The 11,154-nt window shown below is 59.2% G+C and carries 11 protein-coding genes; 9 read left to right on the forward strand and 2 right to left on the reverse strand.

Annotated features, from left to right (window positions below; all coding sequences use genetic code 11):
- Positions 1–35 precede the first annotated feature (35 nt).
- The gene (locus ACR0AZ_RS11315) at positions 36–917 is read right to left on the reverse strand and encodes an NUDIX hydrolase (protein WP_480472313.1); all 882 of its coding nucleotides are present in this window, start codon (positions 915–917) and stop codon (positions 36–38) included.
- A gap of 619 nt (positions 918–1,536) precedes the next feature.
- Between ACR0AZ_RS11315 and ACR0AZ_RS11320 the strand changes: the two genes are divergently transcribed.
- Genes ACR0AZ_RS11320 through ACR0AZ_RS11355 form a run of 8 tightly spaced genes read left to right on the forward strand, consistent with a single transcriptional unit; the run spans position 1,537 to position 8,748 of the window.
- Positions 1,537–2,118 carry a TetR/AcrR family transcriptional regulator gene (locus ACR0AZ_RS11320; RefSeq protein ID WP_480472312.1) on the forward strand — a complete coding sequence of 194 codons (582 nt, stop codon included), beginning with the start codon at positions 1,537–1,539 and terminating at the stop codon, positions 2,116–2,118.
- A gap of 16 nt (positions 2,119–2,134) precedes the next feature.
- Complete coding sequence (locus tag ACR0AZ_RS11325; protein ID WP_480472311.1) at positions 2,135–3,682, forward strand: sulfatase-like hydrolase/transferase; 1,548 nt, start codon at positions 2,135–2,137, stop codon at positions 3,680–3,682.
- A complete protein-coding gene (locus ACR0AZ_RS11330; protein WP_480472310.1) occupies positions 3,676–4,431 on the forward strand; it encodes an ABC transporter ATP-binding protein in 756 nt (251 codons plus the stop codon). The genes ACR0AZ_RS11325 and ACR0AZ_RS11330 overlap by 7 nt, the downstream gene beginning before the upstream one ends.
- The gene (locus ACR0AZ_RS11335) at positions 4,431–5,180 is read left to right on the forward strand and encodes an ABC transporter ATP-binding protein (protein ID WP_480667470.1); all 750 of its coding nucleotides are present in this window, start codon (positions 4,431–4,433) and stop codon (positions 5,178–5,180) included. Before ACR0AZ_RS11330 ends, ACR0AZ_RS11335 begins: the two co-directional genes overlap by 1 nt.
- The gene (locus ACR0AZ_RS11340; protein WP_480472308.1) at positions 5,180–6,040 is read left to right on the forward strand and encodes a branched-chain amino acid ABC transporter permease; all 861 of its coding nucleotides are present in this window, start codon (positions 5,180–5,182) and stop codon (positions 6,038–6,040) included. The genes ACR0AZ_RS11335 and ACR0AZ_RS11340 overlap by 1 nt, the downstream gene beginning before the upstream one ends.
- Positions 6,037–6,945 carry a branched-chain amino acid ABC transporter permease gene (locus tag ACR0AZ_RS11345; protein ID WP_480472307.1) on the forward strand — a complete coding sequence of 303 codons (909 nt, stop codon included), beginning with the start codon at positions 6,037–6,039 and terminating at the stop codon, positions 6,943–6,945. The genes ACR0AZ_RS11340 and ACR0AZ_RS11345 overlap by 4 nt, the downstream gene beginning before the upstream one ends.
- Complete coding sequence (locus ACR0AZ_RS11350) at positions 6,942–7,493, forward strand: carboxymuconolactone decarboxylase family protein (RefSeq protein WP_480472306.1); 552 nt, start codon at positions 6,942–6,944, stop codon at positions 7,491–7,493. The genes ACR0AZ_RS11345 and ACR0AZ_RS11350 overlap by 4 nt, the downstream gene beginning before the upstream one ends.
- Before the next feature lie 22 nt (positions 7,494–7,515).
- The gene (locus ACR0AZ_RS11355; RefSeq protein ID WP_480472305.1) at positions 7,516–8,748 is read left to right on the forward strand and encodes an ABC transporter substrate-binding protein; all 1,233 of its coding nucleotides are present in this window, start codon (positions 7,516–7,518) and stop codon (positions 8,746–8,748) included.
- Positions 8,749–9,009: 261 nt separating this feature from the next.
- Here the strand turns inward: ACR0AZ_RS11355 and ACR0AZ_RS11360 are convergent, their stop codons facing one another.
- Complete coding sequence (locus ACR0AZ_RS11360; RefSeq protein WP_480472304.1) at positions 9,010–9,777, reverse strand: MEDS domain-containing protein; 768 nt, start codon at positions 9,775–9,777, stop codon at positions 9,010–9,012.
- A gap of 357 nt (positions 9,778–10,134) precedes the next feature.
- Here ACR0AZ_RS11360 and ACR0AZ_RS11365 point away from each other — a divergent pair, with 357 nt between their 5' ends.
- Positions 10,135–10,947: a glutathione binding-like protein gene (locus ACR0AZ_RS11365; RefSeq protein WP_480472303.1), complete on the forward strand. Its 813-nt coding sequence runs from the start codon at positions 10,135–10,137 to the stop codon at positions 10,945–10,947.
- The last annotated feature ends 207 nt before the right edge of the window (positions 10,948–11,154 follow it).

An 11,154-nucleotide genomic window follows, 5' to 3' on the forward strand; every position in this document is an offset into this window, starting at 1 on the left:
GATTATTCTCGATTCGAGATTATGTCAAGCAAGGCTCACGACCTTGAGAGCGGTAACCTTGCTGCTGATAACATACGAGCTTCGAGAATAGCTGGCCGATAGCGGAACAGACGCGCCGGTCGCCCGCCGGTACCGCTGGACATTTCACCGGTCTCTTCAACCAGCTCCTGCTGGTCGATCTGGCGGCGAAAATTCGGTTTGTGCAGGTGCAGACCTGACAGCGCTTCGACCGTGCGTTGCAGCTGCAACAATGTGAAGCTCTCAGGCATGAGCTCGAACACGACCGGAGAATACTTGATCTTGGCCCGCAGGCGCGAGATGCCGGTGGCGAGGATGCGACGGTTGTCGCCTGCCATGGGACGACCGAACTCTGCACCATCGACCAATCCGGCCTCGTACATCAATTCGTAACGCTGCAACGCCAGTTCTTCGTTCCAGGTCTTGCCATTAAGACCAAAAAGATAATCGACGCGCTGTATCAGCAATGGATCACTGCCCGCCCATTCGGTCAGACGCCGGGTGATATGCGGCAATACCTCGGGACTGCGATCACGGTGATCCTCCCAGGGGAAATACTGATACCAACTACGCCAGGCCGGACGTCCCGCACCGGCGGCGTCCTGCTCTCGCACCAAACCGAGATAGCTGATCGATATGCGCTGCGAAACATCGGCAGTGTCAGAACGCGGATCACGGTCCTTGTCGGCAAAAGTGTAGAGTTGTTCAAGATAGCCCACCGGATGACCAGTCTGCGCCTCAATCCAGGCGCGCAAACCACTCTGAAGGCTGCGATGCGAAGACTCGAAGGGACCAGACGGCAGCGCCTCGCCACCGCGCAACGTCATGACGCGTGGCTGATTGTCAGTCACGGCGGTCAGGATGGCGATCAGTTCTGCTGGGGCTAGTCCGCTGGGCAAGAAGATACCTGTATGTTGAATATCGCTGGGCGCTGGTCTTAAGATTACTTTCTAGCTTGTATCTCAAGCCTTTGCTTGCGGAAATGCCAAAGCGGATCGGCCTCTTTGTTTGAAGCGTGTTTAACGGGTTTTGTTGATCGTTTTCCACAAACCCTGAGCAGGTTTTTTTCTACAATGCGCGATGATCACCGAAGTAGATTCGTAGCTGCAGCACCAACCAAACCTAAGCCCTCAGATTCGATTGCTTATAAATGCCTACCGAAACGACCGAGGCTGTTTACGATCTGGCTGTATGCGAAATACCGGTACACAACGCCATCGGATCAGCAAAGCAGTCAGCCCCCAATTCAGCGATTTCGCAATCCAATTACGATTACCACTAAAGGTGCTTCTATTCCCTTTTCGGCAACGTGAATTCTTTGGAATTGCAATAAGTTGGCAAAGTCATCGCAAACGGCCCTTTCCAACGAAAGCCTGCTCCGGCATTAAATAAAAAACATACATGACTGTTTTTTATTTGACCAAGACGTGTACGCCGCCCTAACGTAAATCAACCTCGACCCCGAGGATGATTCGAAAGCCTATGACCCAAAGCAAACAACAACAGAAGAGTGAAGAGATGCGCGCCAGATTGCGGCGCGCAACATTGCTGACGTTGATGGAAAAAGGTTTCCGCAACGCAGGAACTCCCGAGATCTGCCGCCAGGCCGGCGTATCCCGTGGGGCGATGTTTCATCACTATCCCAACCGTAACGCCCTGCTGCTCGATGCAGCGATCGACCTATGGCAAAAAGTGCCTGAACGCCTGCGCGGGCTGGTCGCCGAATTCAAGGATGGCGCATTTGATGTCGATGCCTTTGTCGATGGCGCTTGGGAAAACATGTTTGCCGATGACGTCGTGCTCCCCTCTTTGGAACTGACATTGGCCGCGCGAAATGATGCAGAACTGGCCGAACCCGTGGCCAAGGGATTGCGGGATCTGTTCAACAGCTACTACGCCATCTTGCACGAAACCTTCGCCGCTCAAGGCTGGGAAGAAGAGGCTATTCGCGATTGTATCAACCTAGTGCTCTGTGCCCTGCGCGGCCTCAAAGTACAATCACTGGTCTATCACAGCCCACAATTCGAAACCGAGATGATGGCGTCGCTCAAGAACGCTTTCAGACACGCGATCCAGGCCATGGCCGAGGATAAGAGCTAGAGAAAACAGGAGAAAAATGGCGACAATTCGGAACGTGCTGCTGGTCATTGCTGACCAGTGGCGTGGGGATACTATTGCCGCATGGGGGCATCCGGATGTGAAAACGCCGCATCTGGACGCTTTCGCAGCCGAGGCGATGTCGTTCCGTCGGCATCACGCGCAGGCCGCACCCTGCGGGCCGTCGCGGGCCTCCCTGCTGACGGGCTTATATCTGATGAACCACCGGCAGGTCAGCAATGAAACTCCGCTGCCTGCCAGCGTTCCAACCCTTGCACATCTTGTGGCAGAAAGCGACCGCACGCCGGTTCTGTTCGGCTACACCGATACGCCCAACGATCCTGAGAACGCCGCGCAATTGCAGCCTTGGGTCTGCCCCGGCTTCGAAACTCGCGCCGGTTTCTTCTACCACGACGGTTTTGCCGCGTGGCGCGATTGGCTGCAGGAGCACGGTGTCGAGATCGAACAGGACGACGATCCCGAAAGCGTCTTTCTGCCCAGGGGCGGCTATGACCCCGCGCAGCCGGACGCACCCTGCCAATACCCGGCGAAATTCAGCGACACAGCCTTCATGTTTGGCGCAGCGCGGGAATACATCACCGAGATGGGCACGCAACCGTGGTTCGTGAACCTCAACTGCCTGCGTCCGCACCCGCCGATGGTTGCGCCCGAACCATTCAATCGTTTGTTCGAACCCGCGAACTTGACGACTCCGGCACGACTCCATGCCCCCGCGCAAGTGGCCGAAAGCCACCCGTTTCTGGCCGCATCTCTTGCTGCCTACGGGGCCAAGCGCTATTTCCGCACCGACCTCACATCCGATCAGGTGACCGACGACCACGACCGTAAGATGCGTGCCGCCTATTACGGGAACATGGCCGAGGTGGATGAGAAATTCGGCACGCTGATCGCCGATCTCAAGGCCAGTGGGCAGTATGACGAAACGCTGATCATCTTCACCTCGGACCATGCTGACCAGTTGGGCGAAAACTGGATTTATGGGCGGCGCGGGCCGTTCCCTGGCCTGTTCCATGTGCCGCTGATGATCCGAGATCCGCGCCATCCGGCCAGCCACGGCACCGAGAGCGACGCATTCACCGAAACCATCGACATCCTGCCTACCATCGCTGATGCGATCGGCCAGCCCGCGCCGCAATGCGACGGGCGTTCCCTGACCCCGTTCCTGCAGGGCAAACCGCCCAAGAACTGGCGCTGGCATACGGTGTGGGAGACCGATTTCCGCGAGCTCCGCTTGAACCCTGATCTGAAGCGCTTGCTGCCGGATCACGTGGACGACTGCTGTTTCACCGCGCTGATGTCGCGGGATTGGCTTTACATCCATTTCCCGGCGCAACCCGCGCTGCTCTACGACCTGAATGCGGACCCGCATTGCCACGACAATCTGGCCCAAGACCCGACGCATGCCGCGCAGCTGGCCGCCTGCGCACAGGCGCTGCTGAGCCACCGCATCAAACACACACCCAAGCAATTGTCGGATTACTGGTTGACCTACGCGACCGACGGCAAGGCGCAGAAAACCTGGAACACGGGAGGAGACGCGTGCTGAAGATTTCAGGCCTGACAAAGAAATTCGGGGCCTTTCAGGCGCTGAACGTCGGGCAAATTGACATACCCACGGGACAGGTGACCGGGATTGTCGGCCCCAACGGGGCGGGCAAGACCACCCTGTTCAACACCATCGGCGGCGCTTTTCGCCCTGACGCGGGCAAGGTGGTGCTGGACGGCACCGACATCACCGGCCTTCCGCCGCACAAGCTGGCCGAACAGGGGCTGGTGCGTACCTTTCAGATCAGCCGCGATCTGGGCGCGCTGACCATTCTGGAAAACCTGCTGCTGGCACGCCCTGGACAACTGGGCGAAGGCATCGCCGCCTCGCTGTTTTCCCGCGCCCGCATCCGCGCCGAGGAAGAGAAAGCCATCGAACACGCCCGCGCCCTGCTGGAGCGGGTCGATCTGTGGCGACTGGCTGATCAGTCGGCGGCGAACCTGTCTGGCGGTCAGAAAAAGCTGCTGGAAGTGCTGCGCGCCATGATGCTGTCGCCCAAGGTCATCCTGCTGGACGAACCCGCCGCCGGTGTCGCGCCGACGATGGAGGGCGTGTTGGCCGACTTCATCCTGTCGCTCAAGGCCGAGGGCGTCACGTTTGCCATCGTCGAGCACGACATGGAGATGATCGAACGTCTGTGCGACAGCGTCTACGTGATGACCGAAGGGCGCGAGATGATGCACGGCTCGTTCGCGCAGGTCACCACCGACCCACGCGTTCTGGAAGCCTATCTGGGGAGCATGGTGTGATGAGCAATCCGATCCTGACAGTCGATGCCCTGCGCGCCGGTTACGGCAGCGGCGGCGATATCATCAAGGGTGCGGGGTTCACCGTGTCCGAGGGTGCGATCTCGACCATCGTGGGGCCAAACGGGGCGGGCAAGTCGACGCTGATCAAATCGCTGGTCGGCCTGCTGACACCGCGCGGCGGGACCATCACGCTGAACGGGGCCGATGTGACACGGCTGAACGCGCCCTCCAAGGCGCGCGCCGGGTTGGGATATGTGCCACAGGAACACAACGTGTTCCGCAACATGTCCATCGGTGAGAACATGACGCTGGCCTATGAGTTCATCGCCAAGAACACCAAGGGCCTGAAAGCCGCGCGCGAGCGGGTGTTCGACATCTTTCCCGACCTTGCCCACCGCGAGGGCGACATGGCCGGTAACCTGTCTGGCGGGCAGCGGCAGATGCTGGCCTTCGGTTGCGCGCTGATGCCCGACCCCTCGATGCTGTTGTTGGATGAACCCAGCGCGGGCCTCAGCCCGAAATACGTGGCCGAAATGTTTCAGGCCGTAAAGGCCGTGAACGATGCGGGCGTGTCGATCCTGATGATCGAACAGAATGTGAAAGAGGCGATGGTGATCTCGGAAACCGCTATCGTGCTTGTGTCGGGTCAGGTCCGGGCGCAGATGCCCGCCCCCGATTTCCTCAACCATCCGGATATCCACGCGCTCTATATGGGTACGGCGGATGCCGCAGCGGCGGAGACCGTCTGATGTTGCATATCCTGCTGAACGGCGTGGTCTCGGGGCTTTTGGTGGCCCTGCCCGCCATCGCGCTATCGCTGACCTACGGCGTGCTGAACTTTCCCAATTTCGCCATCGGCTCGATGATCACAATGGGCGCTTACATCGCCTTGTTCTTCAACGTCGATATCGGCGCGCCGCTGCTGCTGGCCGCCGGGCTGGGGGCGGTCGGGCTGGCCTCGGTCGCGCTGCTGACGGATCGGCTGGTCTATAAACCGCTGCGCAATTCGGACCACGTGACGCTGTTGGTGGCGTCGATGGGGGTCTATTTCGTGCTGGAGAATGTGGTGCGGTTCCTGTGGGGGTCGGACATTCGCGGCTATGACATCGCCGTGGCGCGCCCGCATCGCTGGATGGGGATGCGCGTCAATAACGAACAGATCACCATCGTCATCGTCGCGCTTCTGGCCATGGTCGCGGTGTGGTTCATTCTGATGCGCACCCCGCTGGGCCGCGCCATGCGAGCCGTATCGGACAACCCTGATCTGGCGGGCGTGCGGGGCATCAATCGCAACTACGTCATCGCGGCGGTCTGGGCGATCTCGGGTGTGCTGGCGGGCTTTGCCGGAGTGCTGGTGGGTATGGACGGCGTGGTCGATCCGCTGATGGGCTGGAACTACATCCTGCCGGTCTTTGCCGCGGTCATTCTGGGCGGCATCGGCAATCCGCTGGGGGCCGTCGTCGGCGCGCTGCTGATCGGTGTAGCCGAAGAGCTGTCGACCCTGATCCTGCCTACCACCTACCGTCAGGCCGTGGCCTTCATGATTATCGTCCTGGTGCTGTTGCTGCGCCCGCATGGACTGTTTGGCAAAGCGAGGATCAGCAGATGATCGGCTATCTCACCGCAATTCTTATCTTCGTTATCATCTCGGCCCTGATCGGGCTGGCGCTGAACCTGCAATGGGGTCAGGCCGGGATGGTCAATTTCGGCATCTTCGGCTTCTTCGCTGTTGCCGCCTATGTCGCGGGTCTGTCGGCGCTGGCCGGGGTGCCCGCGCTGATCGCCGCCGGGCTGGCGGTGATCGTGACCGTAATCCTGTCGGCGCTGGTGGCGTTGGTCTCGGCCCGATTGCGCGAGGATTATCTGGCCATCGCCACGCTGGCCTTTGCCGAGGCCGTCCGCCTGTTCCTGCTGAACGAGACCTGGCTGACCGGTGGTGCCAACGGCTTGCCCGGCATCCCCCGACCGCTGTCCGGCGTTGCCTCGGGCCTGAATTACGAACTGATGTTCCTAGCCATTTCAGTCGCGGTCTTTGCCTTGTGCTTTGTCTTCGCGCAACTGCTGACTGTCTCACCCTTCGGGCGTGTCCTGCGGGCGCTGCGCGAGGATGATCTGGTCGCCGCGACGCTGGGCAAGACAACGCTGTCCTTCCGCGTTCGGGCCTTTGCCGCGGGCGGTGCGATCATCGGCGCGGCGGGCAGCCTGCACAGCTTTTACTTCAGCTATATCGACCCCACGCAGTTCGGCGCGTTCGTCACCGCCTATGCCTTTATGGCTGTGATTGCGGGCGGGCGCGGGTCAAACACCGGCCTGATGATCGGCGCGGTATCGGTGATGGTGCTGCTGGAAGGCACCCGTTTCCTGAAAGACCTCATGCCGTTTCTGGACGCAGGACAGGCCGCATCACTGCGCCTGATCCTGATCGGCGTGGGCCTCATCCTTCTTTTGATCTACCGCCCGCAGGGTTTCATGCGTGAATACCGCCTGCAGGCGAAAGACGGAGAACTGTCATGAGCCGGATTTCTCCCCTCTCGGCTGACACCCTTTCGGATGAGGCCCGCACCGTCTTTGACGAGATGGGCCGCTACGGTCCATTCGGCAATCTGGTCGGCGCGATGGCGCACCGTCCGGTGATCCTGAAACACCTGTTCGGTATGTTGCTGGACCTGCGGGACGAGGCGGTGCTGCCCCGCCGCGCGCTGGAACTGGCGCTGGTGACCGTGTCAAAGCTGAACGAATGCACCTATTGCATCTCGCACCACGCGCCGATGCTAGAGGTCTCGGGCCTCAGCGCCGAAGGCATCGCCCGATTGCCGGATGTGGTCGATCACCCCGAACTGGACGCAGTGGACAAGATGGTGGTGCGCTATGCCATGGCCGTCACCACCCGCGCCAACCGGATGCGGGATGCCGAGGTCACCGACCTGCGCGTCCATTTCACCGATGCGCAGATCGTCGAACTGACCTGGCGCATCGCGCTGTGCGGCGCGTTCAACCGTTTCAACGACGCATTGCAACTGACGCTGGAACCGGGGGTCGAGGAGGTCCCCGCCAGCACATGACCACTCAGAGGAGGACAGAGTGATGACAAAACTGATCATGAACCGCAGGCGGTTTCTGGGCACAACAGCGGCAGGACTTGCCGCCACGACCCTGCCGCTGCCCGCGCTGGCGCAGAACGCGCCGGTAAAGATCGGCATGATCTCGCCCCTGACCGGCGGCGGGGCATCTTACGGCCCCAACATCGTCAAGGCGGCGCAGGTCGTTGCAGGCCAGATCAACGACGCGGGCGGCATTCTGGATGGCCGCCAGATCGAGATCATCGCCGAAGACAGCGAAACCAACCCTACCGCCGCCGTGCGCGCCGCGCGCAAGCTGCTGGACGTGGATCAGGTCAGCGCCATTGTTGGCATGTGGGGCTCGGGTCCGACGCTGGCGGTCAAACCGCTGGCCATCGAAAAAGGTGTCTCGGTCAGCTGCCTGGGCGCGGCGGATGCGATCACCGAAGGTGATCATGGCGGTCTGATCTGGCGCTTTCAGGCCACAGGCCGCGAGTGGGGTGTGCCCCCGGCCAAGGCGATGCTGGCGGCGGGCTACAAGAAGGTCGGCATTCTGGCGGTGCAGACGGCGTTCACCCAGTCAATGATCGGCCCCTTCGTGGAAACCATCGAAGCAGGTGGTGGCGAAGTGGTGGTACAGGCCGAGGTCAAACCCGATCAGCCCAGCTTCCGCGCCGAGGTCGACAAGGTTATGAGCGAAGATGTCACCGCCGTCTTCCTGCCTGCCTATGTCACCCAGTTTACCTCGATCGCCAAGGAATGGTTCCGAGGTGGATACGAGGCCGAACTATACACCCTAACCATCGCCGCCAGCGCCGGTGTGAACGGCGGCGGTAAGTTCATTGAAGCCGTCGGCGCAGAAGTAGGCGAAGGCATCAACCACCTTCAAGCCACCAATGACAGCTCGTCGGCGGCCTACAAAGAATTCGAGGGCCTGATGGGCGTCGAACCCGGTACCTTCCTGCCCTTCTCGGCCCTGTGCGCGGATTCGATGGCCGTTCACGTGGCAGCGATGGAAAAGGCGGGCACGCCGGATGCCACGGTTTACACCAAGGAAATCCTGAGCATCACAAATGGCGGTGGGTCAGATGTCGGCGGTGCTGTTCCCCTGCTCGAAGCTGTTCGTGCAGGCACGGCAGTAAATTACACAGGTTACGGCATGGATGTCGCCTTCCACCCAGACGGCAACCTGAAAGACCGGCCCTTCGCACATTTCGTCATCAAAGGCGGCAAAGACGTTGAGCTCGGCACAATCTGATTTGCAATTACTGCTTGGTAGCATCTAGCCCTGTGGCATCCCTACAAACGGGGTGCCCGACCAAACCATACAAAATAGAACTTGGCCATACCGTACATGGATAATGTCACGAGTCTGCGATCCGGAATCGCGGGCATTTGTGACGCGCTCACGCTGATCAAACACGGCGACACTATCAATTTAGCGGATAACTACGCCTGATCCTCTCGCAGCAAGCATAGGCTTAGTTTGTATTCCCAATACCCACTAAGACCAATACCTTCAAGAAGCGAGGAACCGCGACAGTGGAAATCTGAACGTGTCCTCATGGCATTTCAGCGCGTTAAGCACTGCGGACCCGGTGAAATCACGCGTATCGTATTGGCAAACGCTGACCAAGGGATGACGATGCCCGATCTCGTGATTGAATTGTCGCTCGTAAGCAAACAACTCCTCATGGCTCATGCCCAGATCCAGACACCAGCTCATGTCGCCCAGCAACCTAAAGCTGCGCCATCCGGCGCGGGTGGCCGTAAAGATGCTGCGCTCGATAAAGCGACACATCTCTTCACCATCAGGCAGACCGCAGCTTTGGACGAGTTGGCCAGTTTCGATCGCATTAGGCAACCCGTCCCACGCCTGACCGATGTGACTCAAAATTTCGGTTCGCACCTTGTCCGTTGCGATTAAAAAGCACGCGTCGCCATTACGCAGACCATCGGCGAGAAACGGCACCGACCATTTCAGCCGCCCCAGATCGTTTTCGTAAAGCGTGCAGATGTGATTGCCGTATTCGATGGCCACACCTTCCAGCAGTACTTCGCTAGGGCGGCCATTCTGAGAGGTTTCGCCATCCGTCGTGACGTTACCGTCAAGGAAGGCCATCAAATCCTCGCGGCGAAAACGGCGCTCTTTCTTGACGCCAATGCGCTGACACACCAAACGTCCTGAATTGGTCCAGCGTCGCAATGACGCTTCGCTGACTTTCAGGATGGCGGCGGCTTCCTTGATGTTCAGAAGCTCTGCGCTTGGATCAGGTTGTATGGCCACGTTCGCTCCTTGTGACATATTTGCGGTATCTGACGCCGGGTTGCTGCAGGGGTGGGTAATTCCCGCAGCTTATTGAACTCACAGATAATTCCCGCGCCAAAACAATTGCTCCCACCTCCACTATATCCAACCGACTATGGTGAGCAAGGTCCATTAGCATTGGTTATACATAGTTATACTTTTATATCTTTTAATGGATTTTGTTGACATATTGCCGCACTCAACGCTAACGTTCAACATCAACAGCTTCCCGATGATGTCACCGCGCTGACCTTCATTCGGCAAACACGTTCGGTATCACAGCCCCGGTCAAACAGGGTGCGCAAAGCCGGACGTCCAACAGAGAGGAAACCCAAGATGACAGACAAAGTCCGGCTTTTGCACCACCCAGCCTCGCAACCCTGCCGAACGGCGCTGCAATTCCTGATCGAAAACAATATTCCGCACGAGGAAGAAGTCGTCGACATCACGACCAACATTAACGAAAGGCAGGAATTCAGGGATGAATACAACCCGACCGGTCAGGTGCCGATCCTGTGTGACGGCGATCTACGGGTCTGGGAAAATGTCGCCATCGGACGCTATCTGAACGAAAAATACGACTGCCCCGATCATTGGTTCGGTGGCAACCTGCTTGAGCGTACGCGGATCAACATGTTCGTACAGTGGTACGCATACACGCTGCGGTTAGGCGGGGGCGCCTTCCACTGGACGATCTTCGCGCCGATGATCTATGGCACTGACAAGGATTTCACCGCCGAGGTACGCAAGGGCAAACACCTGCTGTACGAGGCGATGGATTTGCTGGAAAACTACTGGTTGAAGGATACCGAATATCTGTGCGGCAACCAGATCAGCTATGGCGATCTGGCCGCATTCCATGAATTCGTGTCGCACGAGGCGGGTGGCATCATCCCCGATACCGTTTGGGCCAAGCATCCCAAAACACGCGCCTGGTTCGAGAAGATCTCGGAACGCCCGGCAGCGAAGCAGGTGAGTAAGTGGCAGTATGAAACGATCCGTCAGGTTCTGGGCGGTGAGTTGAAAGTAACGTTCACACGCCGAACCGCGGTTTTGAAAGGCACCGAGGCGCATGGCGGCCACAATACCGGTCTGGTTCACACCGGCGAGAAACGCGATTACATCGCCGAAGTTGAATCAGCGGGCTGATCCACTAGCCCTCTTGGACAGATGGGAATGCCGCCCTGCGAGATCGGGTGGCCTTCCTTCCGCTCCACTGGAACGTGGCCTTTGCGACGCTCCGGTTCAGAAACGAAAGCTCTGATCATGCGTACGCGTGCCGCCGTTGCCGTTCAGGCTGGCAAACCTTTGGAAGTTATGGATGTGAACCTTGAAGGCCCCAAGGCGGGCGAGGTT

It is taken from the genome of Ruegeria sp. BE3 (genome assembly GCF_056538865.1).

What these genes read in the sequence shown, in the direction of transcription:
- ACR0AZ_RS11325 (WP_480472311.1), top strand. Translation starts at nt 2,135, where the DNA reads ATGGCGACAATTCGGAACGTGCTGCTGGTCATTGCTGACCAGTGGCGT.
- ACR0AZ_RS11365 (WP_480472303.1), top strand. Translation starts at nt 10,135, where the DNA reads ATGACAGACAAAGTCCGGCTTTTGCACCACCCAGCCTCGCAACCCTGC.
- ACR0AZ_RS11355 (WP_480472305.1), top strand. Translation starts at nt 7,516, where the DNA reads ATGACAAAACTGATCATGAACCGCAGGCGGTTTCTGGGCACAACAGCG.
- ACR0AZ_RS11340 (WP_480472308.1), top strand. Translation starts at nt 5,180, where the DNA reads ATGTTGCATATCCTGCTGAACGGCGTGGTCTCGGGGCTTTTGGTGGCC.
- ACR0AZ_RS11350 (WP_480472306.1), top strand. Translation starts at nt 6,942, where the DNA reads ATGAGCCGGATTTCTCCCCTCTCGGCTGACACCCTTTCGGATGAGGCC.
- ACR0AZ_RS11335 (WP_480667470.1), top strand. Translation starts at nt 4,431, where the DNA reads ATGAGCAATCCGATCCTGACAGTCGATGCCCTGCGCGCCGGTTACGGC.
- ACR0AZ_RS11320 (WP_480472312.1), top strand. Translation starts at nt 1,537, where the DNA reads ATGCGCGCCAGATTGCGGCGCGCAACATTGCTGACGTTGATGGAAAAA.
- ACR0AZ_RS11345 (WP_480472307.1), top strand. Translation starts at nt 6,037, where the DNA reads ATGATCGGCTATCTCACCGCAATTCTTATCTTCGTTATCATCTCGGCC.